The organism is Leifsonia sp. Y862 (genome assembly GCF_057669585.1).
Genome location: NZ_JBYHFR010000001.1, coordinates 130,349 through 151,425 on the forward strand (window position 1 = coordinate 130,349; position 21,077 = coordinate 151,425).

Consider the following 21,077-nt stretch of genomic DNA (forward strand, 5'->3'; position numbering starts at 1 on the left):
CTTCCTAGTGCGTGACTTCGAATGTACCGGTCCGGTGGCTGTGCACCGCGCAAGAGCGGTGTAAACCTTATTCTTCGGAGGTCTGAAGGACAGACTCGGACTCGGACTCGGACTCGGACGGAGCACGGAACAATTCCGCGATGTGATGAAAAGTGATTTTGCGCGACCTCGTAGTTACGTGCCTTCGCTGGGTATTGTGCTGAAGAACATCGTCACGGATAGCCCCATTGGGGCTGACTGATTTGGGCAGCGGATGCCAGTCCACAAGGGTCGAGCGACGCTCCGCCGACCCAAGGCATACCGGGCATGCTCTGGTCGCATGCCCACCGGTGGAATCCTCGGCGTCGCCCGCAGCCTGATCCCTGGCCTGGGCGTCGCCATGCGCTACCGGCGCGCGTGGCTGCTGCCGGACCTCCGGGCTAGCGTGGTGCTCAGCTTCCTGCTGATCCCGGCCGGCATCGGCTACGCAGAGGCATCCGGCCTGCCCGCGTACACCGGCCTGTACTCGACGATCGTGCCGTTGCTCGCGTACGCCGTGTTCGGGCCTTCCCGCATCCTCGTGCTCGGACCAGACTCGGCGCTCGCCGCGATCATTGCTGTCTCGATCCTGCCGCTGGCGCTCGGTAGCGCCGCGCAAGCGAGTGCGGAACCGGCGAGCCCCGCACGGGCGGTCGCACTCGCGGGGCTCCTCGCCCTCATGGTCGGCGTCGTGCTGCTGGTCGCGGGGCTCCTGCGGCTCGGCATCGTGACCGACCTGCTCTCCAAGCCGATTCGCGTCGGCTAGTCGCTGTCGTCGCATCCGCTCTGGTCACCGCGATCTTCGGGCTGCAGAACCTGCTGCCGGTCGTCGGTGCCCTGCCGCAGGGGCTGCCAGCGCCCGCGCTCGGCGGACTCGTCTGGAGCGACGTCCTCGCCCTGATCGGACCGGCATTCGGCATCGCGCTCATCGCCTTCGCCGACACCGGCGTGCTCTCCCGCACGCTCGCCGCTCGCCGAGGCGAGAGCGTGAACGGCAGCCAGGAGATGGCCGGCCTCGGACTGGCGAACATCGCGGACGGCTTCTTCGGCGGCTTCCCGGACTCCGCCACCGCCTCCCGCACGCCGGTCGCCGAACAAGCCGGCGCTCGCACACAGCTCACCAACGTCGTCGGCGCGGCGATCATCCTCATCTTCATGCTCGCCGCCCCCGGCGTCACCGCGTATCTTCCGTCGGCAGCCCTCGGCGCCGTGGTCATCATGGCCGCTGCGAGCCTCATCGACATCCGCGGCGCCCGACGATTGTGGCGACTCGACAAAGCGGATGCCCTCCTCTCCCTCGCCGCCTTCCTCGGCGTCTTTCTCGCGGGTGTGCTGCAGGGCATTCTCGTCGCGATCGGGCTGTCGCTGGTCGCGTCCGTGATCCGCGCGTGGCGCCCATACCGCGCAGAACTGGGACGCATCGACGGGGTGCGCGGCTACCACGACCGCTCACGGCATCCGGATGCCGAGCGGGTGCCCGGCATTGTGGTCGTGTGCTTCGACGCGCCTCTCTTCCTTGCCAACGGCGGCATCGTCGACGACTACGTGCGCTCGGTGGTGCGGCGTGCGGAGCGGGAGTCGCAGGCGGCTGGGACGCCGGCTGGGACCGCGCCGGGCATCCCGATTCGCACCGTCTCCTTGCCGCAGAGCCGATCACCGACATCGACACCACCGCGATCGACGAGCTGCTTGAGTTGGACGAGTACCTCACGTCCAGGGGGATGACGCTGGTGCTCGCCGAGGTAAAGGGTCCGGTGAAGGACCAACTCGCAGTGGATGCCGCAAGTGGGCAGCTCCGCGACGACATCGGCGGGGCGATGTGATCCACGCGCGGCGCACCCCTCACAAGCAGCTCAGCGCTCACCTCATCCACAATTCGTATTCGCGGCGAGTCTCGCCACGCCCCCGGCGGTGAGATTGTCTATGCCTAAGTCCCCGAAGAGAAGAAGACCTGCCCGCCACCAGCCAGCCCGACCGGCGCGGTCCGCACCCGTCGGGTCTGCACCTGCCACGACCGCACCTACCCCAGTCAGGATCAAGGTCGTTCGCTCCGACCCTGCTGAACATGACCTGATGACTGGCCTCGCGGAGGTGAGGCGTCCGCCAAATTGACAACGCCAGTGGCAACGCGGGCTGCCGCACTGATGACCGACGAGGAGCTTGTAGCGTTCGGGAGCACTGTGACGGAGTACTTTCCTGCCCTCGACAGGTTGCAGGCGGCCTTGTTCGCAGAGATGGTCCGTCGGGTGATGCTGAACCCAGGACTGTACGCAGAGAACTACGCGGCGATCGAGCGCAAATGATGAGTATTACTTCTAGTGGTAAGAATTACACTGGATTCATGCGCATTACGTCGAAGGGCCAAGTCACGATCCCGCAGTGGGTTCGCGAGAGATATGGACTTATGCCGCAAACCGATGTTCAGTTCATTGAGCGCGACGGCATGGTCACTCTCGCGCCGGCCGATGCAGCGTCGAAGCCTGATCGGGCCGACCAGCTTCTCGCGCGGCTTCGCGGATCGGCCCAGCGCTCATTGACCACCGACGAGATCATGCGACTCAGTCGTGCATACGATGCCTGATGCTCGCGGGAGCCTGATCGATTCGAACGTGCTGATCGACATCGTCACCGACGATCCGGTCTGGGGAGACTGGTCCGCGCACGTGCTAGCCGAGGCGATGCGGCGCGGTGAAGTGTGGATTAACCCGCTCATTTACTCGGAAGTGTCGCTGGCTTTTGACACGATCGATGCTCTGGATGAGGCGCTGCCGATGGACTTCATCCGACGCGGTCCTCTCCCTTGGGCGGCCGGATTTCTCGCTGCCCGAGCGCACCAGGCCTATCGGCGACGTGGTGGTACCCGCGCGACGACCCTGCCCGACTTCTACATTGGTGCTCATGCGGTGGTGGATCGCCTTGTCTTAGTGACGCGGGATGCACGGCGATATCGGACAGCATTTCCAGAGTTGCGGTTAGTGGCACCAGGCGGCGACGGGACTCCATGATCGGGCCGAGTTCGGCCTGACGCCCAAACCGCCCGTCAGGCCCCTCCGTTAGGGTTAAAGGAGTCCCAGCCGGACTCGGCAATACCCCTGCCAGACCCGGCAACCCCCAATCGGAGGAGCACCATGCCCACCACAGTCTCAGGCGTCATCGCCCGCTCGAAGGGCGCGCCGGTCGAACTGGTCGACATCGTCATTCCCGACCCCGGCCCGGGCGAAGTCATCGTCGACATCGACACGTGCGGCGTCTGCCACACCGACTTCCACTACAAGGAAGGCGGCATCAACGACGACTTCCCCTTCCTGCTCGGGCATGAAGCCGCCGGACGCGTCAGCGTCATCGGCGAAGGCGTCACCCACGTCGCCGTCGGCGACTTCGTGGTGCTCAACTGGCGCGCGGTCTGTGGCGAATGCCGCGCCTGTAAGCGCGCGGAGCCCTGGTACTGCTTCAACACCTTCAACGCCACCCAGAAGATGACCCTCACCGACGGCACCGAACTCAGCCCGGCCCTCGGCATCGGCGCCTTCGCCGAGAAGACCCTCGTGCACGCCAAGCAGTGCACTAAGGTCAACCCGGATGCCGACCCCGCTGCCGTCGGCCTGCTCGGCTGCGGCATCATGGCCGGCATCGGCGCAGCCATGAACACGGGCAACGTCAGCTACGGCGACTCGGTCGCCGTCATCGGTTGTGGCGGGGTGGGGGATGCCGCGGTTGTGGGATCACGCCTGGCTGGGGCATCCGTCATCATCGCCATCGACCGCGACGCCAAGAAGCTCGACAATGCTCAGCAGCTCGGTGCCACGCACGTCATCGACTCGTCGTCCCTTGATGAGGATGGCGTCGTCGCAGCCGTGCAGGCACTCACCGGCGGATTCGGCGCCAACGTCGTCATCGACGCGGTCGGCCGCCCCGAAACCTGGCGCCAGGCGTTCTATGCCCGCGACCTCGCCGGCACGGTCGTGCTGGTCGGCGTGCCGAACCCCGACATGATGCTCGAGATTCCGCTGCTCGACGTCTTCGGCCGCGGCGGCTCGCTCAAGTCCAGCTGGTACGGCGACTGCCTGCCGGAGCGCGACTTCCCGATGCTGACCGACCTCTACCTGCAGGGCCGCCTGCCGCTCGACGAATTCGTCAGCGAGAAGATCGGCATCGGCGAGATCGAGGCCGCCTTCGAGAAGATGGCCCGCGGCGACGTGCTGCGCTCGGTGGTGGTGCTCTGATGTCTGACGCCTCCGCTACCTCCGCACGCATAGACCACCTCGTCACAGTCGGCACCTTCAGCCTCGACGGCGGCACCTGGGACCTCGACAACAACGTCTGGATCATCGGCGACGACACCGAATGCGTCGTCATCGATGCGGCGCACGATGCCGACGCGATCCTGAAGGCCGTCGGCGACCGAAAGCTGCTGGCCGTCCTCTGCACCCACGGGCACAACGACCACATCGGCGCGGCCGGCGCCGTGCACGCGGCGACGGATGCGCCGGTCTGGCTGCACCCGGCCGACACCATGCTGTGGGAGATGGTGTACCCAGCGGATGCCGCGGGTGCCGCACCCCTGCGCCCGAACGCCCTGGCAGACGGCCAGCGCATCGCCGTCGCCGGCATCGAACTCCAGGTGCTGCACACGCCGGGACACTCGCCCGGGTCGGTCTGCTTCTACGCGCCGGAGCTCGGCACGGTCTTCAGTGGAGACACGCTGTTCCACGGCGGACCGGGCGCGACCGGCCGCTCGTTCAGTGACTTCCCAACGATCATCGAGTCGATCACCAACAAGCTCCTGACGCTGCCGGCCGACACCGTGGTGCGCACCGGCCACGGCCAGAACACGCTGATCGGCGACGAGGCGAGCCAGCGCGAGGAGTGGATCGCCCGCGGGCACTGACCCGGATAATCCTGACGGAAACCGAAACGCCCCGGCGATCTCACGATCACCGGGGCGTTTCAGTAGTTACGGATGCTGTCGCGCTGCCACGATGGCCGCGCTGCGACTACCGCAGCTTTGCTACGCGACCGACTCCGCGTCGCGCTTCGGCAGAACCCAGCCTGGGCGTGCGAAGTGGCAGGTGTATCCGTTGGGGTAGTGCTCCAGGTAGTCCTGGTGCTCTGGCTCTGCCTCCCAGAACGGGCCGGCCGGCGCGATCTCGGTGACGACGGGGCCAGGCCAGAGTCCGGAGGCGTCGACGTCTGCGATGGTGTCGCGGGCGATGGCATCCTGCTCGGGGCTGGTCGGGAAGATCGCCGAGCGGTAGCTCATCCCGACGTCGTTGCCCTGCCGGTTGAGGGTCGACGGGTCGTGGACCTGGAAGAAGAACTCCAACAATTCGCGGTAGTTCGTCTGGCTCGGGTCGAAGACGATCTCGATCGCCTCGGCGTGCGTTCCGTGGTGACGGTAGGTGGCGTTCGGCACGTCGCCGCCGCTGTAACCGACGCGGGTGGAGAGGATGCCGGGGCGCTTGCGGATGAGGTCTTGCATGCCCCAGAAACATCCGCCGGCGAGGATGGCGGTTTCGGTCGCGTTGGTCATTATGCGTTCTCCTTCGGGGAGCTGTCGGGTGGGGTGGAGTCAGGAGTGGAGGAATCGGAGGCTGGGGCTGAGTCGGAGGTGGGGGCCGTCGCGGCTGTGGGGGAGTTCGCCGCTGCGAACAGCGAACGGTACTTCCCGTAACCCTCAGCTTCGAGATCGGCGACCGGAACGAAGCGCAGCGCCGCGGAATTCATACAGTAACGCAGGCCGCCGGCATCCGCTGGGCCGTCGTCGAAGACGTGACCGAGATGGCTACCGGCACCCGACGAGCGTACCTCGGTGCGCTTCAGGAACAGGGCGCGGTCGGTTTTCGTGGTGACGGCATCCGGCTCGATGGGCTTGGTGAAGCTCGGCCAGCCGGTGCGGCTGTCGTACTTGTCGGTGGAGGCGAAGAGCGGCTGCCCAGAGACAATGTCGACGTAGATGCCGGGGTCGTGGTTGTTCCAGTATTCGTTGCGGAAGGCTGGCTCCGTGCCCTCCTCCTGCGTGACCTGGTACTGCGCTGGAGTGAGGTGGGCGAGGGCCTCTGGGGTCTTGCGGTAGTCGGGCGACATGTCATCCTCCTTCTCGGCGGCGCTGGCTGCGTCGCTCGCTGACGCCTGTTCGTCGGCGTCATCTGAGTGAACCGTTGGCAAGCGGATGCTGTTCCACGAAGACTGGGAGCCAGCTGTGGGTTTGGCGGTGGACGAAGCGGATGCCGCTGGCCGCCAGCCGCTTGCCGCCGGTCGCCCCGCAACCCGCTGGTCGAGGAGTGAGCGCCAGCGAGCGTCTCGAGACCTCGTGAGCAATCCTCTCGACGCTGGTCGTGCATCCGCTTGCCGGGAGGTCATTGTGCTGCAAACCGAGCGCCCTGGCGTGGAGCCAACACACATGTACTCGGAGGATAGTCCTGGCTACTTCGTATTTTGTAACCAATTCAGGGGGTAGACATGTACTTTCACGTGCAACGACTAATCAATGACATTGAGCAGGACGAGCCCGATCCCGCCGCAGCCAACGCCCTGCAGGAAGGTCTCGGCGGCCAGTTCGGCGAGATGCGCACCATGATGCAGTATCTGTTTCAGGCCATGAATTTTCGGGGCGCGGCAGCGAAGCCGTACCGCGATCTGATTCAGGGGGTGGGTACGGAGGAGATCAGTCACGTTGAGCTCATTGGAACCACCATCTCTCGTCTTCTGGACGGCTCACCGCGGTATCAGGGCAAGCCAACCGACCCGCTGGATAAGCCCGGTGCTGGTGGCGCGATCCCACTGAACATTGCGCTCGATCACAGCAACATCCACCACTATCTCGTCGGCGCTCAGGGGGCACTTCCCGTTGATGCTGCCGGTAACCCGTGGAGCGGTAGCTACGTCTACAACTCCGGAAACCTTGTGCTCGATCTGCTGTACAACTTGATGCTGGAATCGACGGGTCGTCTGCAAAAGTGCCGGATCTATGAGATGACGGACAACAAGACCGCACGGTCGACGCTGTCGTACCTCATCGTTCGTGACCAGGCGCATGAGAACGCCTATGCCAAGGCGCTGGAGACGTTGGGAGTGGACTGGAACAAGCTCTTGCCGATTCCCAAGACGAACGCGGAGAAGTTCCCCGAGGTGAAGAAGCTGGTTGACCTGGGTCTGCAGAGTAAGCAGTACAGCTTCGATCTGGCTGGCCAGTCTGAAGCGGGCAAGATCTTCCAGGGCCTGTCACCGTCGAAGGACGGCACGAAGCTGGACGCGAGCGAACAGGCTCCAGAGGGAGTTCCGTCCACTATCGCGGAAGAGCGCTTCGAAGAGTTTGCGCCTGGCCTTGATCCTGAGCTCCTCAAGCTGATTCAGGCCACGGCGGATCTGGAACTCGCTGAAGTCGACGCGATGTTTGGCCCCGTTGCCAAGAAGTAGTTTTTGCTAGTCGTTCGAGGAAGCGGCCAGGTCTCGGTGAGAGGCCTGGCCGTTTCGCTGTCTGGGCAGGTGCGTGGGCACCCGCGCGCACCAGCGTGCACCACCAACTGTTCCCTTAGATCGGGCGGCGTTCCTCAGGCCGGGCGGCTTTGCTTTCCGTCAAGCCAGAGCGTGTCGGACTCGTCGCTGTGCGCGGTTCCTGTTCCCACGTGCTTGGCGTCGATCTTGTCGCCCTTTTTGATCACGTGCACCAGCGCCATGGCGTGGCCGCGGCCCAGGTCGTAGTCCTCTTTTAGCCAGTCGACGATCGCGCCGGACTTTGTGGCCGGGTCGTCGAGGCCTTTTTCGTGGGCGAGCGCGATGAACTGACGCGGAGTCAGTCCGGTCTTTTCTTCGATGTTGTCGAGGTAGGCCTGGAATGACATCTCAACTCCTTTGAGCGCGGGGGTGATCGCGCGTGGGGACTGCGCGTGGTTGTGATGGTAGCGAATCCGGGGTGGGGGAGGGAAGGAGGCGGATGGGACGTGAGGCGCTCTCTGTCGCTCTCGGCCGCGCTCCGCTCCCCGCCTGTCATTTCGCTTCGAGCGGAGTTTTTGCAACACGCAGGGCTCACGCGCCACCTTCCCTCGGCATGTTGCATTTTCTCCTCCTGAACTTGCCCCGCTGGTCGAGGAGCGAGCGCCAGCGAGCGTCTCGAGACCCGTCGTCCTGTCAGAGCAGCGGATGCGCAGAGCGCTCGACAAAAGCCGCAAACAGCGGCGTAGCGAACACGGCAAACACAACCAGGTTCAGCACAACCGTGACCCAGAAAGCCGCCCGGAAGCTAGCCTTCTTCGTCTTGTGACGCAGCGTTTGCTGGGCAAGAATTGCGCCCGGCCAGCCGCCGATGACGCCCAACAACAGGAGCGTGTTCTCCGACACGCGCCAGCGCCCGTTCGTCGCCGCCGATTTGTCGACCGCGTAAACGACGAAGCTCACGACACTCGCTCCCAGATATAGCCCTGCCACCCAGAGGGGGAGCGGCCAGAGTGCGTTCACGGCAAGGTACCCGGCCACGAAAACAACGACCATGAGGTAGTCAGCGAACCCGGATTTCCTCCCACGGGCATCACCGCGTTGTGAGTTGCTGCGCGGCGACGTCGACCCCTGAGGTCGCCCCGAAGGCTGTCCTTGTCCACGCACCTGCTCGTACCCCGCCGGACGAACTCGCGTCGCCCGATTCTTGCCGTCAGCCGTCTGCTCGACGTCAAAGGTGAGTTCGGTGCCGAGCTGCGGCCTGTCAGGACCCTGCGGGAACGCCTTGATGTGCACGAAAACCTGCTCTGTACCCGTCGCAGGGGAGATGAAACCGAATCCGCGCTCGTCGTTCCACGAGGTCAACGTCCCGCTCAGTCGCTTAGTCGTGGAACCCATCCTCAGAGCGTAGCGTCCAGGGAATGTGGGCTAGCCGAGGACCGACGCGAGGACGTTGCTAGAAGCCCAACCGCCGCCGACAACTTATCTACGGCTCGCCTACTTGTCGTTGCCGTTGGTTTGGTCCGTGGCCTTGTTGCCGTTGGTCTGGTCCGTGGCCTTGCGCCGTCGACGCCCCAGGAAGAGCACGACCGCGCCGACTGCCAGCAGTAATCCGCCGACGATCAGCGGAGCGGCGATGTTGGCTCCCGTCGACGCCAATGACGTCGACGCCGTCGCAGCGACAGCTGCTGGTGCAGGCGTCGGCGCCGGTGTCGGAACGACGGGCGTGCCAGCACCCGGGATGGGGCCAGCGGTCGAGACAGCACCGACGGACTGGTTTGCCAGCACAGAGAACCAGATGGTCTGGCTGAGCGGAGTGCCATCGGCGGCGGTTGCCTCAAGGACCAGGCGGTGTGAACCCGGCTCGACGTGAGCCGGCAGGGCGGTGGTCGCGGTGTACGCACCTGCCGCATCCGCTGAACCGGCGTGAAGCACAACGGGCGTGGAGTGCATGGTCACGGTGACGGGCGAGCCCGGCGCCAAACCGAAGGCGGACACGTTCACGGTTGTGCCGCCGACCAGAGTACCGACGACGAAGTCAACGACGACGTCGAGAGACGGCACAACGACGGGAGGGATCACGACGGGAGGGAGTGCAGCACGGGTCAGCATGACCGAGTAGGTCTTGAGGGTCGTCCCGTTTTGTGCAGTGACCACGACCGTGACGGCGTTGTCGCCGACGCTCAAGCTGATGGGTGCGGATGCGGCACCGCTCACGACCGCGGTGCCGTTCACGGTGACGGATGCCGTGGCGTCCGTCACTGTCGGGGTGATGGTTATGGATTCGGTCGCGTTGTCGACCGACGCCGTGTAACTGGTCGTGCTGGTCGCAAATGTCGGGTCAAGCGTTCCGGCAGACAGCGCCAGTGCCGAGAGGTCGGCGATGGCGGAGGCGGCACGAGTGACGGTGACGGTGTAGGCCGTGGTGGTCGTGCCGTCCTGGGCCGTGACCACGACGGTGACTATGCTGTCGCCGACAGGCAATGCAAGGGGGGCGGAGGCCGTGCCGCTGACGACCGCGGTGCCGTTCACGGTGACGGAGGCCGTGGCATCCGTGACCGTCGGGGTGACAGTGAGGGAATCGTCGGCGTTGCTAACTGCGACCGCATAGTCGGCGGTCCCGGATGCGAACGCCGGACTGAGCGATCCCTGGCCCACAGAGAGGGCAGCCAGCTTGGCGTTCGATGAGGCGGCGCGGGTGACGGTGACCGTGTAAGTCTTCGTGGTCGTCCCGTCTTGTGCGGTGACAACGGTGGTGATGGTGTTGCTGCCAACGTTCAGGGGGATGGCGCCGGATGCATTTCCACTGGTGGTGCTGGCACCGTTCACGGAGACGGAGGCATTGGCGTCTGCCAGGGTCGGGGTGACCGTGACCGACGTCGTCGCGTTGCTGACCGATGCTGTGTAGCTCGTCGTGCCGGATGCGAACGCCGGACTGAGCGATCCCTGGCCCACAGTGAGGGCGGCGAGGTCGGCGGGGGCAGCGCGAATGACGGTAATCGTGTAGGTGTTTTTGTACGTCTCGACTTGCGCGGTGACAACGATGGTGATGGTGTTGCTGCCAACGTTCAGGGGGATGGCGCCGGATGCATTTCCGCCGGGGGTGCTGACACCGTTGACCGTGACGGAGGCCGTGGCGTTGTACAGCGTCGGGGTAACCGTCACCGACGTCGTCGCGTTGCTGACCGATGCCCTGTAGCTGAACCTGAATATGTTAAACGATCCGGAGTTGAAGGTGCCGGGACTGATTGTTAGTGCGCTGAGGTAGGCCTCCGTCGATGCCGTGGCGCGGGTCACGATGATCTGGTACATCTTCAAGTACCCGTCCTGCGCTACCACAACAACGGTGATGGTGACGCTGTCGCCGACGTTCAGGGCGATGGCATCGGATGCCGATCCGCTGGCTACCGCAACGCCGTTCACAGTGACGGATGCCGTGGCTTCCGCAACCGTCGGAGTGACCTTGATCGATGAGGTGGTGTAGCCCACGTATGCCGAGTATCCGGTCGTGCCTGTTTCAAACGCGGGGCTGAGCGAGCCGGAACTAACGGACAGTCCGCTGAGGTTGGGATTGGACTGGGCGACGAGGACCGTGGTGACCGTGTAGGTCCGTGTACTCGTCCCGTCTGGTGCGGTCACAACGATGGTGATTATGTCGCCGGCCCCGTATCTCAACCCGATATCGCCGGATGCCGAGCCGCTGGTCACCGGCTTGCCATTCACGGTCACGGATGCCGCGGCTTCCGAGACCGTCGGGGTCACCGTGAGCCGATACGTTTCCAAGGTCACGGCTGCCGTGTAGCTCGTCGTGCCGGGCGCGAACGTCGGGCTGAGCGCGGCATTGCTCACCGTCAAGCCTGCGAGGTTGGCGTTGCTCGAGCCCGCGCGGGTGATGGTGACCGTGTAGGTCTTCGTGGTCGTCCCGTCTTGTGCGGTGACAACGGTGGTGACGGTGTTGGAGCCGACGGCAAGGGCGATGGCGCCGGATGCTGAACCGCTGGACACCGCCACGCCGTTGACCCTAACGGAGGCATTGCCGTGGGCCACAGTCGGGGTGACCGTGACCGACGTCGTTGCGTTGCTGACGGGTGCCGTGTAGCTGGTCGTGCCTGACGCAAACGCCGGGCTGAGCGTGCCGCTGCTGAGCGAGAGTGCGCTGAGGTCGGCGTTGGCCGAACCGGCGCGGGTGAAGGTGACCGTGTAAGTCGTCGCGTCTGTCCCGCCGGGTGCGGTCGCAACGATGGTGACGGCGTTGGAGCCAACGGCCAAGGCGATGGCACCGGATGCGTTTCCGCTGGGGGTGCTAACACCGTTGACCCTGACTGACGCGCTGGCATCGGTCAGGGTCGGGGTGACCGTAACCGCCGTCGTTGCGTAGCTGACGGATGCTGTGTAGCTGGTCGTGTCTGACGCGAACGCCGGGCTGAGCGTGCCGCTGCTGAGTGAGAGAGCACTCAACGACGTATCCGTTGCGGCGCTCGCCGGTGCGGCGGCCATGGTCGACAGGCCGGAGAGGGCGAGGACGGCGACGAGCGCAATGGCACTCAGGCGGAGGGAGGTGAGGCGAAAGGCACGCATGGAAACGAAACTACCCGACGCGACAATTCGTAGCGGTTCAGATGAGCGAACGCGCCCGAACTGGGGGTGCTGCGCCTGCGGCCGCTAGCCGATCAGGATGCTGAACGCTTCGGGCAGCACCACGTTCACGGGTGCCCCGACAAACAACGGCGCAATCTGCGCCGGCCGATAGCCGGCAATGCCGCAACCGATCTCCGTTACGAGAAACCGCAGCTCTGGGTGCACCGTGGCGAAGTCCAGAAAGCCGGACACCTCTGTAACGATCACGTTCAACCCGCTCACAGCCGGTCACCGTCACTCCTGTCCCGCCGACTTTCGACTGAGCAAAGCGGCCACCAGGAAGCACACGGCACCGAGAAATGTACCGAGATTCGCCCAGAACAAGCTGACGAGATCATCCGTTTCAGGGATCACGAAAGTGCCGATCGCCGAGACGCCGAAGAAGACCGACCCAAGCAGGTTGAGCCACGTGCAGCGCCAGGTGCGAGCGCTCGGATCCCAGAGCTGGTCGCGCTCCGTGGTCGCCACCGCGGCGAAAACACTCGCAACGAGGAAGCAGACCGAGCCAAAGGCATCCGGTCGCCATCCACTGTTCACCTGCGTCTCGCTATTCATCGCCGTGATGAGTGCATCGGTGGTGCTGACGTTGAAGAAGAGCGTGCCGACGAATTGCACAGCCGACCCCCACCAGTCGAATGCGTCAGGCCGATTCATCGCGTGACACGGAGGGCGTCGCCCGCTCAAGCTGAGCTGGATGAATGCCGCAGCGGTGAAGAACAGTGCGCCGACGAAGAACGTGATGTCGTCGATTGGTGTGCCGACTGCGAGTGCATAGAACGGCACAGCCCCGACCAGAAAGCAGAGTGACCCGATGGCGAATCCCCAGGCTTCGCGTCGCAATCGGACTGGTCGCTGAGGGGACACGCTGCTGCTTCGCCCGCTCACTGTTCTTCGCTCGGCTGTCTGGGATCCACGTGTCCGTTGCCAGCCTGCGGCCGCTAGCCGATCAGGATGCTGAACGCTTCGGGAAGCACCACGTTCACGGGTGCCCCGACAAACAACGGCGCAATCTGCGCCGGCCGATAGCCGGCAATGCCGCAACCGATCTCCGTCACGAGAAACCGCAGCTCTGGGTGCACCGTGGCGAAGTCCAGAAAACCGGCAACCTCTGTAACGATCACGGTCAACCCGCTCATGGTGTCGATGGCGTACGAGCTGCCGTGCAGGCCGTGACCTTCACCCCACACCGCACCGAACTTGTCGGCAGCGAGTGCCGCCGCCCCAGCGACGTGCTGGCCACTGGCGTTCGACCCGAATACGAACACTTCGCCCGGAGCAAGCTCTGTGATTCTCATGCTCGCGATTCTAGAACTGGAGGGTGCGCGTCGGCTATGGGATCGCGCCAGCGAACGCGTGTAAGCCGGAGAGACAAAAAGCTGCCCAATGTTCCCCTCAACAGCCGATTGTCCGGGCTGCAACATCCGCTTCACCGGCGGGGAAGACACTTCGCACACCCGTCTGTGGCGCATCGAATCACACGTCATACTCAGTGCGTGACCAACCCCCACCACCCGGCAGGCCCCTCGCTCAATGGCGTCGAATTCGTCATTCCGCAGTCGTCGACCGTGGCCAGGATCCATCAGCTGAACGCAATGGTGTGGGGTGAATACGTGCAAGGCTCCGCCCACCTCGGAGGGTTCGTCGGTCGCCGCAAGGACGACACCCTTGAACTGCAATACGTGCACTTCGACGTTGAGGGCGGACAGCTGTCGTCTGGCGATGCGGCCGGGCTCATCCAAACCAGGAGTGCCGACGACACTGCTGCCGGCGTTCCGTTCGTGCGCGTGACGCTAGATGCCTTCGGTGACGATGACTTCTCCCGCCACATGGAGCTTCTCCCTGCCGGTTCCGATGCGCTCGGCGCTGAACGATTCGACGCCCTCCTGGTTGCAACCGCAGCGCGCTTCAAAGGCGAAGCGATGATCGACGGTGCTGAGTTCGTGTTGGAATCGTCCACGGCCAGCGTGGTCAACCATCAGTCGCCTTCGCGCTTCTACTTTCACGAAGCGAGCGGAATAGTCTTCGCCGAATACGAGGGCGACACCGTCACCTTCGGCCACACCGTTGGTATTCGCGAGGGCAACGTGCTGCGCGAGTGGTTCGTTCACGAGTTCAAAGCGACCGGCGAAGCCATGATCGGCCAGAGCACCAGCCGCATTGAAATGCGAGCGGATGGCCAGCTCGAGTTGAAAGAGGACTTCGTGCTCAACGGGGCGCCTGGCTACAGCGTCTGCGTGGAGGTCTAGCGGGCGTCAGCCGCGACCTAGGAATCGATCGCTGGCCGTGTTAACCTCGCCGGTGGGCGAAGGGAACAACCATGGTCAGCTTTCGAACAACGCTGTGGGCCGCTGGCGGCAACAACGTCGGCATCGTCGTGCCGGAGGAGATCGTGCTCGGCTTTGGCCGCGGCAAACGCGTGCCCGTCGTCGTCACCATTGATGGCGACTACTCGTACCGAAACACGATCGCCTCGATGGGTGGTCAATTCCTGATCTCATACAACGCCGAGACCCGTGCCGCCACAGGCAAGGGCGCTGGAGATGAAATCGAGGTCACCCTCGACGTCGACGACGCCCCGCGCACCGTCGACCTCCCGGCAGAACTGGCTACGGCGCTCGAGGCTGACGCGCTGGCTGCGCAGGCCTGGTCGGCGCTCTCGTACAGCAAGCAGCGCGCATTCGCCCAGTCAGTTGACACTGCCAAGAGTGACGACACCAGAACGCGGCGGGCGCAGAACATCGTCGAGGCGTTGCGGTCCTAAGCGGGTGCAGCGCTAGCTCGACGGAGTTCTCTCGGGCGACAGAGGCGGCGGCTACAGCGACCGCCACGTGACATCCGAAGTGCCGCCGTCCGCCCTGACCCAATCCGTCGCGGAGGAGTCGCTGCTCAACACGTCGGTCAGCCAATACGTTTCGTCCGGGCTCCAGCCGGCGAGTACTGTCAGCGTAGGGCCGGCCGGCAGCGGACGACCCGCAACAGTGAGGTACGCCCACACGCTCAGGTGCACGCCATCGAAGTCTTGGGCGACAGCGCTCCAATCGGGGACCATCCAATCGGCGCTCACGCCCGTTGTCCGCCACCAGTCATGTCGCCTCGAACGACGCACATCGAGCGGATAGCGCGCCACGAGCCTTGACCAGGCCGCGGCATCCGCTATCTCGTAAATCCTCGCCCCGGAGCTCACCTGGATCGGCTGCACGCGAGCGCGTGTCCAGCCAAGTGTGTCTTCAATGCATGCCAGTCGCAGTGCGCCGAGCCCCGGCAGGGATCGGGTGGTGACGGGAACGGCCTCCGGGGCAGGCGTCGACCACCATCGCCCGCTCCAATTCGCCTGTGGGTCGGCCGGGCGCGAGTGCGCGTGAGCTTCGTCTGCGAGGGTCGCGGATTTCCAAGCGGTCAATCGCGCTGCGGCACCCTGCAGGGTCAGCGGCTGGGGCACGGGCACGGAGTACGGCTGGTCCGCGCCCTGCCAGGTGACGAGCTGCTGATGCTGCTCGTCCACCGGGCTCCGCCACCAATGCGTGGCAGGGGAGTCGGCGGCTGCCATGGCGAGCGGGCGCAGGGCGTCGATGATGGCATCCTCACGCAGGATGACGTCGACGTCGTCCGGCTCCTGCCAGTACTTCGCGGAGGAGACGGCGTGCGCAAGAGATTCCAGCAGCATGGTACCCGTGGCGCCAGCTTCACCCGCCACGATCGCCGCGGGATCAACTGCACGTAGCTCGGCGGCCAAGGCGTCCCGCACCTGCTCGCTTCGCGGCGCTTGAGCAAACGTGGGCAGCATTGACCACACTGCGGGATTGAGCTGCGTGGCCACGCCCAGGCAGAATCGGCGTCCCCGCGGACCGTCGAGGAGGTCATCGAGCGTTTGCCCGGCATCCGCTTGTATGGGGCACACCACCTACGCCGGCCAGACGCCGATGATGATCGCCATGATCACGACGGTCACGAGCTCGTGCGCGATGTTGAGCACCGTCAGTCCAGGTGGGCGCTGGTCGAACGCGTCATGCGTCACGAATCGAGCCGCGGTGAAGCCCGCCCACAGCACAATCGCGGTCACGATCGCATTCCACAGGAAGCTGCCGCCGTAGAAGTCCCATGCGATGAACGTCGCGCCGGCGAGCACCCACGCGGTCACGAAACTCACCAGCACCGTGACGGCGATAGGGCCAACGGCATCCGAGCCCTTGCCAGACGGGGTGACGTCTGCCGCCTTCATCCAGTAGTTGCCGAAGACCCTGGGCGTGTACCAAATCGAGCCGACGATCATGCTCGACAACGTTGCCAGGATGACCGCCCAGTAGTTGATATCGGGGAACATCATCGTCCTCTCGTCCGGCGCCGTCGCCCGCGCTCAGCAGGCGGCTCTGCCAGAAGTCTCGATAGCCAGAAGTCTAGGTCGCTGTGCGCATCACCGACACGAGTCAGTGAAACGGATGCCAGATCGAAACAGTCGGTTGCCTGGCCGCCGCTTCGTAAAGTTTCTACAACGAAACCGCTGGTCGGCCATTGAATTTCCCGCGAATCGAACCGCCCTCGCGATATGGTGCGACGGCGCACCGCTCGCGTGCGCTCACCCCGACGCGGGGGAGCCGTTGCTCCGCCGCTCATCACGGGCGCGATCCACTCGCGCTATCGATTGGAGAAGCATGACCGTCCTGAACAACGAGTCGCCATACACGCCGTCTGCATACTCGGCCCAGACAACCGTCTCGCAGAAGTCGTTCGTCGTGAACTGGCTGCTCGCCCTGCTGCTTGGGGGCCTCGGCGTCGACCGTTTCTACTTGGGCAAGGTGGGCACCGGCATCCTGAAGCTGATCACCCTCGGTGGCTTCGGCATCTGGTCGCTGATCGATCTGATCCTCGCGCTCAACGGATCGACCCGCGACAAGCAGGGTCTGTTGCTGGCCGGTTACGACCAGAACAAGAGGATCGCCCTCATCGTGACCATCGTGGTGCTCGTCCTCAGCTTCCTCGGCAGCGCGAACAGCGCGGCCCACACGATTGCGGACCTGTACTACTAGGTCCTGGCTTGCTGGTGGGGCGAGCTCCAGTGATGGCCGCTCGCCTCACCGCCAGACGGATGTCGGTCGCCCCGGCTACGCTCGAATCGTCGACGGAATGCTCGATGAGAAGCGAAAGCTCGATAGAAAGTAGGCGCGGATGTTCGTCCTCGACGACAGCCTGGTCACCAGCGCAACCGACCTGACCGCCGCGTCGACCTGCGAATTCGCCTTCCTTCGGAAGCTCGACGCGAAGCTCGGACGACGACCAGCAGAGGCAGATCCCGCCGATGCCATGCTGGATCGCACGGCCAGGCTCGGCGACGCCCATGAGCTCCGGGTGCTCGAGGCCTACCGCGCCGAGTACGGTGCCGGCGTCGTTGAGATTGAGCGCCCTGATCGCCTGAACCGCGAAGCGCTCGAATCGGTCGCTGCCCAGACCGTGACGGCTTTCGAAGCGGATGTCGACCTCGTCTTCCAAGCGACGTTCTTCGATGAGGGATTCGGCGGGAGGGCCGGCGCGCTTCCTGGCGCAATTCCCGACGCACTTCCCGGCGCACTCCCCGTCGCCTTCATCGGGTTCGCCGACTTCATCGTGCGCCAGAGCGACGGCAGCTACCTCGTGCAAGACACCAAGCTGGCCCGTCGTGCCAAGGTCACCGCCCTGCTGCAGCTCGCCGCCTATGCCGACCAGCTGGAGCTGATCGGGGTGCGCCCCGCCGAGACGGTGGAACTCTTGCTCGGCGACGGTGGGGTGAGTGTGCACCGGTTGGCGGACATCCGCCCGGTGTATCGCCGTCGGAAGCGCCGCCTGTTGCAGATCATCGAGGAGCGCCTGCTCGATGCGGAGACCGTTGCGTGGGGCGACCCCCGCTATGCGATCTGCGGCCGCTGCGCCACCTGTGAAGCCGAGGTGCAGGCACACCGCGACCTGCTGCTCGTCGCCGGCATGCGCGTGACCCAGCGTGAGCGACTGGCCGAGGCCGGCATCCACACGATTGACGAGCTGGCGGCATCCGCTCTACTCGCCTCCGGCGGAACCGTCGACGGCATCGCAGACAGCACCCTCGCCGCCCTCCGCACCCAGGCGCAGCTACAGCTCGACGCAGTGAGCGGCCAGGCGCCGCCCATCGAGATGTACAACCCCTCGGCGCTCGCCGTGTTGCCAGAGCCAGACCCCGGCGACATTTTCTTCGACTTCGAGGGCGACCCGCTCTACACAGAGGGCGCGGCCGACCACTGGGGCCTCGACTACCTGTTCGGGCTGGTCGAACCCGACGGCACGTTCCGCGCATTCTGGGCGCACACCTTCGAGGAGGAGCGGCAGGCGCTGCGCGACTTCCTCGACTACCTCGCGGAGCGTCGCGCGCAGTACCCAGCCATGCACATCTACCACTACGCCGCCTACGAGCGCACGCACCTGCTGAGCATCGCCGCCCGCCATGGCGTCGGTGAAGACGAGGTCGACGAATTGCTGCGGGCCAACGCGCTCGTCGACCTGTACCCGCTGGTGCGGAAGACGCTGCGGGTGGGCTCGCGCTCCTACTCGATCAAGAAGCTCGAACCGCTCTACATGGGCGATGAGCTGCGCGGCGGCGACGTCACCAACGCCGCAGACTCCATCACCGAATACGCCGCAGCACGCGAGCTGTTCGACAACGGCGACGTCATCCAGGGCCAGCGGATGCTCGACTCCATCGCCGACTACAACCGTTACGACTGCGTGTCCACGTTGCGCCTGCGCGACTGGTTGCGCGGCAAGGCGGAGGAATACGGCATCCCGAGCAATGCGGCGGCGTCCACGGAGGAACCGCGCCCAGAGCTGGAGCCGTCGCTGCTGCGCGACGCACTGATGGCGATCGCCGGCGACCCGCTGAACCCCGACCGCACGCCAGACCAGACGGCCGCCGCGTTCGCCGCTGCAGCACTCGACTATCACCAGCGTGAGCAGAAGAGCTTCTGGTGGGGGCACTTCGCCCGGCTGGAGCAGCCCATCGAGGAGTGGGAGACCACCCGCGATGTGTTGCGCATTCACGATGTGCGCGTGGAGAAGGACTGGTACCGCGAAGGACGACAGCGCACCGACCGGCGTGAACTGTGGCTGCGCGGCACCCTGGCCCCCGGCAGCAGCATCAAGCCAGGAGACCAGGCCGGCCCGTACCTGCTCTACGAATACCCCGGTCCGTTCATCGACCCGAAGGCATCGTCTGGGGCGCGCACCGCACGCACGGTGAAGGTGCTCGAGGTCGCCGACGACGGCAGCATCCTGGTGGAGGAGACCCTCGGCAAGGACATCGCGCCATACTCGCACCGCCCGTCTGCCCTGGCGCCATCCGCGCCGCCACCCGCCGGCCAGCAGAAGCCGGCCATCGAAGAGTGGGCAGAGACCATCGTCGATGCCCATCCGGAGTGGCCAGCGCAGCCGACCGTCGACATCCTGCGCAAAATCGAGCCGCGCACCCGGTCAGGTCAGCTGGCGCCGGTTCCTGCCGACCCGCAGGGCAACGAACGCATCGATGCCGTCGTGTCGAGCCTCCTCGATCTCGACCACTCCTATCTCGCGGTGCAGGGCCCGCCAGGCACTGGCAAGTCGTACCTCGGCGCCCACGTGATCAAAGCCCTCGTGCTTGGGCACGGCTGGAAGATCGGTGTCGTCGCGCAGTCGCACGCTGTGGTCGAAACGCTGCTGGCCGCCGTCGCGAAGGCCGGCCTCGACCGCTCCCTCGTCGGCAAGGTGCAGAAAGCGGGCACCGCGAAGGCAGCGGCGGGGGAGACCGCCGGCGACGGCTTCGACGACGCGGACGACACCGACGACTCCCCGTATACAGAGCTGCCGAAGGACGGCCAGCTGCTCTTCGCGCTTGACCACGCAGACACCGGCTTCGTGCTGGGGGGTACAGCCTGGGAATTCAGCAACCCGGCGCGCGTTCCCCGCGACAGCCTCGACCTGCTGGTCGTCGACGAGGCCGGGCAGTTCTCCCTCGCCTCCACCATCGCCGCGAGCGTCGCGTCGAAGAACCTGCTCCTCCTCGGTGACCCGCAGCAGCTGCCGCAGGTGAGCCAGGGCACCCACCCTGAGCCCATCGACCAGTCGGCGCTCGGTTGGGTCAGCGCCGGTCACGATGTGCTGCCGCCCACCCTCGGCTACTTCCTCGCGGAGAGCCGCCGCATGCACCCCGCCGTCACCGCTCCGGTATCGCAGCTGTCGTATGAGGGAGCGCTGCACTCACACCCGGTGGCTGCCACCCGCTCCCTGCACGGCATCACGCCAGGGCTGCACATTGTGCCGGTGACCCACGTAGGTAACTCCGTGGAATCGCCAGAGGAAGCAGCGGCCGTGGTCGAACTCGTCCAGAGCCTCCTCGGCACACGCTGGGACGATCCAACGGAGAAGCGCCACGACGACCCACTCACCGAAGACGACATCATCATCGTCACCCCGTACAACGCACAGCTGAACACCGTGCGCGACGCGCTAGCGGATGCCGGCCTCACCTCGGTGCGCGTCGGCACCGTTGACAAGTTCCAGGGCCAGGAAGCGGCCGTTGCCATCGTGACTCTTGCGGCCTCCTCGGCGGCGGATGTGCCGCGCGGCCTGTCGTTCCTCATCATGAAGAACCGCCTGAACGTGGCAATCTCCCGAGCAAAATGGGCGGCATATCTCGTGTACTCGCCGGCGCTCGTCGACAGCCTTCCGGTGACCCCTGCCGGGGTGGCGGAGCTCAGCGCGTTCATCACGCTCGTCGAGTCTGGAGTCTGATCAGCGAAAACGCTGGGTGACGGTGCGGTGGAGGTGGCGCGCGGCATCCGTTTCAGTCGATCTCTCGAAATGTGCACGTGCTGCAATTTTCGAAATTGAGGTTCGATACCCAGCCGAAACGGTAATCGGAGTGCCTCAAAGCACCGTAACGTTGACAGGTGGTCTCCGCTCCTCAGATCTTGAAGTGAATGCGTGCCACGCACAGGAAAGGTTTTGCGTTGAGCGAC

22 protein-coding genes are annotated in these 21,077 nt (G+C 65.1%); 12 read left to right on the top strand and 10 right to left on the bottom strand.

What is annotated here, in order from left to right:
• Nucleotides 1-319: 319 nt before the first annotated feature.
• The 7 genes from AC25Z0_RS00625 (at nucleotide 320) to AC25Z0_RS00655 (ending at nucleotide 4,906) form a co-directional block, all read left to right on the top strand.
• Nucleotides 320-784 carry a SulP family inorganic anion transporter gene (locus AC25Z0_RS00625; protein WP_488131942.1) on the top strand — a complete coding sequence of 155 codons (465 nt, stop codon included), beginning with the start codon at nucleotides 320-322 and terminating at the stop codon, nucleotides 782-784.
• 50 nt (nucleotides 785-834) lie between these two features.
• Nucleotides 835-1,743, top strand: a complete 909-nt coding sequence (locus AC25Z0_RS00630) for a SulP family inorganic anion transporter (RefSeq protein ID WP_488133095.1) — start codon at nucleotides 835-837, stop codon at nucleotides 1,741-1,743.
• A gap of 383 nt (nucleotides 1,744-2,126) precedes the next feature.
• Entirely contained in the window at nucleotides 2,127-2,321 is a 195-nt protein-coding gene (locus AC25Z0_RS00635) for a hypothetical protein (protein WP_488131943.1), read from the top strand.
• Nucleotides 2,322-2,359: 38 nt separating this feature from the next.
• Nucleotides 2,360-2,599 carry an AbrB/MazE/SpoVT family DNA-binding domain-containing protein gene (locus AC25Z0_RS00640; protein WP_488131944.1) on the top strand — a complete coding sequence of 80 codons (240 nt, stop codon included), beginning with the start codon at nucleotides 2,360-2,362 and terminating at the stop codon, nucleotides 2,597-2,599.
• Nucleotides 2,592-3,023 (top strand): type II toxin-antitoxin system VapC family toxin, encoded by a 432-nt coding sequence (locus tag AC25Z0_RS00645; protein ID WP_488131945.1) that lies wholly within the window; start codon nucleotides 2,592-2,594, stop codon nucleotides 3,021-3,023. The genes AC25Z0_RS00640 and AC25Z0_RS00645 overlap by 8 nt, the downstream gene beginning before the upstream one ends.
• A 123-nt stretch (nucleotides 3,024-3,146) precedes the next feature.
• Nucleotides 3,147-4,241, top strand: coding sequence for an S-(hydroxymethyl)mycothiol dehydrogenase (locus AC25Z0_RS00650; RefSeq protein ID WP_488131946.1), 1,095 nt, complete (start codon nucleotides 3,147-3,149; stop codon nucleotides 4,239-4,241).
• Complete coding sequence (locus AC25Z0_RS00655) at nucleotides 4,241-4,906, top strand: MBL fold metallo-hydrolase (protein WP_488131947.1); 666 nt, start codon at nucleotides 4,241-4,243, stop codon at nucleotides 4,904-4,906. Before AC25Z0_RS00650 ends, AC25Z0_RS00655 begins: the two co-directional genes overlap by 1 nt.
• Nucleotides 4,907-5,026: 120 nt before the next feature.
• On the opposite strand, the gene msrA is transcribed toward AC25Z0_RS00655, so the two are convergent.
• The gene (msrA, locus tag AC25Z0_RS00660; protein ID WP_488131948.1) at nucleotides 5,027-5,548 is read right to left on the bottom strand and encodes a peptide-methionine (S)-S-oxide reductase MsrA; all 522 of its coding nucleotides are present in this window, start codon (nucleotides 5,546-5,548) and stop codon (nucleotides 5,027-5,029) included.
• Complete coding sequence (gene msrB / locus AC25Z0_RS00665) at nucleotides 5,548-6,102, bottom strand: peptide-methionine (R)-S-oxide reductase MsrB (RefSeq protein ID WP_488133096.1); 555 nt, start codon at nucleotides 6,100-6,102, stop codon at nucleotides 5,548-5,550. The genes msrA and msrB overlap by 1 nt, the downstream gene beginning before the upstream one ends.
• Before the next feature lie 375 nt (nucleotides 6,103-6,477).
• Here msrB and AC25Z0_RS00670 point away from each other — a divergent pair, with 375 nt between their 5' ends.
• On the top strand, nucleotides 6,478-7,434 hold the full coding sequence (locus AC25Z0_RS00670) for a manganese catalase family protein (protein ID WP_488118343.1): 957 nt from the start codon (nucleotides 6,478-6,480) through the stop codon (nucleotides 7,432-7,434).
• Between the two features lie 134 nt (nucleotides 7,435-7,568).
• Here the strand turns inward: AC25Z0_RS00670 and AC25Z0_RS00675 are convergent, their stop codons facing one another.
• From AC25Z0_RS00675 to AC25Z0_RS00700, 6 genes are all read right to left on the bottom strand, one after another.
• Entirely contained in the window at nucleotides 7,569-7,859 is a 291-nt protein-coding gene (locus AC25Z0_RS00675; protein ID WP_488131949.1) for a DUF4287 domain-containing protein, read from the bottom strand.
• Between the two features lie 286 nt (nucleotides 7,860-8,145).
• Entirely contained in the window at nucleotides 8,146-8,847 is a 702-nt protein-coding gene (locus AC25Z0_RS00680) for a DUF1294 domain-containing protein (RefSeq protein ID WP_488131950.1), read from the bottom strand.
• 99 nt (nucleotides 8,848-8,946) lie between these two features.
• A complete protein-coding gene (locus tag AC25Z0_RS00685) occupies nucleotides 8,947-12,027 on the bottom strand; it encodes a beta strand repeat-containing protein (protein WP_488131951.1) in 3,081 nt (1,026 codons plus the stop codon).
• 84 nt (nucleotides 12,028-12,111) lie between these two features.
• Nucleotides 12,112-12,309 carry an A1S_2505 family phage non-structural protein gene (locus AC25Z0_RS00690; protein ID WP_488131952.1) on the bottom strand — a complete coding sequence of 66 codons (198 nt, stop codon included), beginning with the start codon at nucleotides 12,307-12,309 and terminating at the stop codon, nucleotides 12,112-12,114.
• A 12-nt stretch (nucleotides 12,310-12,321) separates the two neighbouring features.
• Nucleotides 12,322-12,951, bottom strand: coding sequence for a hypothetical protein (locus AC25Z0_RS00695; protein WP_488131953.1), 630 nt, complete (start codon nucleotides 12,949-12,951; stop codon nucleotides 12,322-12,324).
• Between the two features lie 74 nt (nucleotides 12,952-13,025).
• Nucleotides 13,026-13,382 (bottom strand): A1S_2505 family phage non-structural protein, encoded by a 357-nt coding sequence (locus AC25Z0_RS00700; RefSeq protein ID WP_488131954.1) that lies wholly within the window; start codon nucleotides 13,380-13,382, stop codon nucleotides 13,026-13,028.
• 198 nt (nucleotides 13,383-13,580) lie between these two features.
• Between AC25Z0_RS00700 and AC25Z0_RS00705 the strand changes: the two genes are divergently transcribed.
• Together AC25Z0_RS00705 and AC25Z0_RS00710 are read left to right on the top strand one after the other, a co-directional pair.
• On the top strand, nucleotides 13,581-14,333 hold the full coding sequence (locus AC25Z0_RS00705; RefSeq protein WP_488131955.1) for an avidin-fold protein: 753 nt from the start codon (nucleotides 13,581-13,583) through the stop codon (nucleotides 14,331-14,333).
• 71 nt (nucleotides 14,334-14,404) lie between these two features.
• Entirely contained in the window at nucleotides 14,405-14,848 is a 444-nt protein-coding gene (locus tag AC25Z0_RS00710; protein ID WP_488118352.1) for a YdeI/OmpD-associated family protein, read from the top strand.
• Nucleotides 14,849-14,899: 51 nt separating this feature from the next.
• Here AC25Z0_RS00710 and AC25Z0_RS00715 read toward each other — a convergent pair whose 3' ends face one another.
• Both AC25Z0_RS00715 and AC25Z0_RS00720 read right to left on the bottom strand, forming a co-directional pair.
• Nucleotides 14,900-15,985, bottom strand: coding sequence for a hypothetical protein (locus AC25Z0_RS00715; RefSeq protein WP_488131956.1), 1,086 nt, complete (start codon nucleotides 15,983-15,985; stop codon nucleotides 14,900-14,902).
• Nucleotides 15,986-15,988: 3 nt separating this feature from the next.
• Nucleotides 15,989-16,408 carry a DUF1761 domain-containing protein gene (locus AC25Z0_RS00720; protein ID WP_488133097.1) on the bottom strand — a complete coding sequence of 140 codons (420 nt, stop codon included), beginning with the start codon at nucleotides 16,406-16,408 and terminating at the stop codon, nucleotides 15,989-15,991.
• Between the two features lie 328 nt (nucleotides 16,409-16,736).
• Here AC25Z0_RS00720 and AC25Z0_RS00725 point away from each other — a divergent pair, with 328 nt between their 5' ends.
• Nucleotides 16,737-17,111, top strand: a complete 375-nt coding sequence (locus tag AC25Z0_RS00725; protein ID WP_488131957.1) for a TM2 domain-containing protein — start codon at nucleotides 16,737-16,739, stop codon at nucleotides 17,109-17,111.
• A gap of 139 nt (nucleotides 17,112-17,250) precedes the next feature.
• On the top strand, nucleotides 17,251-20,850 hold the full coding sequence (locus AC25Z0_RS00730) for a TM0106 family RecB-like putative nuclease (protein ID WP_488131958.1): 3,600 nt from the start codon (nucleotides 17,251-17,253) through the stop codon (nucleotides 20,848-20,850).
• Nucleotides 20,851-21,077 lie beyond the last annotated feature (227 nt).

Coding starts and splice junctions, on each gene's coding strand:
- AC25Z0_RS00625 (WP_488131942.1), top strand. CDS start 320: ATGCCCACCGGTGGAATCCTCGGCGTCGCCCGCAGCCTGATCCCTGGC.
- AC25Z0_RS00640 (WP_488131944.1), top strand. CDS start 2,360: ATGCGCATTACGTCGAAGGGCCAAGTCACGATCCCGCAGTGGGTTCGC.
- AC25Z0_RS00645 (WP_488131945.1), top strand. CDS start 2,592: ATGCCTGATGCTCGCGGGAGCCTGATCGATTCGAACGTGCTGATCGAC.
- AC25Z0_RS00650 (WP_488131946.1), top strand. CDS start 3,147: ATGCCCACCACAGTCTCAGGCGTCATCGCCCGCTCGAAGGGCGCGCCG.
- AC25Z0_RS00655 (WP_488131947.1), top strand. CDS start 4,241: ATGTCTGACGCCTCCGCTACCTCCGCACGCATAGACCACCTCGTCACA.
- msrA (WP_488131948.1), bottom strand. CDS start 5,548: ATGACCAACGCGACCGAAACCGCCATCCTCGCCGGCGGATGTTTCTGG.
- msrB (WP_488133096.1), bottom strand. CDS start 6,102: ATGTCGCCCGACTACCGCAAGACCCCAGAGGCCCTCGCCCACCTCACT.
- AC25Z0_RS00670 (WP_488118343.1), top strand. CDS start 6,478: ATGTACTTTCACGTGCAACGACTAATCAATGACATTGAGCAGGACGAG.
- AC25Z0_RS00675 (WP_488131949.1), bottom strand. CDS start 7,859: ATGTCATTCCAGGCCTACCTCGACAACATCGAAGAAAAGACCGGACTG.
- AC25Z0_RS00680 (WP_488131950.1), bottom strand. CDS start 8,847: ATGGGTTCCACGACTAAGCGACTGAGCGGGACGTTGACCTCGTGGAAC.
- AC25Z0_RS00685 (WP_488131951.1), bottom strand. CDS start 12,027: ATGCGTGCCTTTCGCCTCACCTCCCTCCGCCTGAGTGCCATTGCGCTC.
- AC25Z0_RS00700 (WP_488131954.1), bottom strand. CDS start 13,382: ATGAGAATCACAGAGCTTGCTCCGGGCGAAGTGTTCGTATTCGGGTCG.
- AC25Z0_RS00710 (WP_488118352.1), top strand. CDS start 14,405: ATGGTCAGCTTTCGAACAACGCTGTGGGCCGCTGGCGGCAACAACGTC.
- AC25Z0_RS00720 (WP_488133097.1), bottom strand. CDS start 16,408: ATGTTCCCCGATATCAACTACTGGGCGGTCATCCTGGCAACGTTGTCG.
- AC25Z0_RS00725 (WP_488131957.1), top strand. CDS start 16,737: ATGACCGTCCTGAACAACGAGTCGCCATACACGCCGTCTGCATACTCG.
- AC25Z0_RS00730 (WP_488131958.1), top strand. CDS start 17,251: ATGTTCGTCCTCGACGACAGCCTGGTCACCAGCGCAACCGACCTGACC.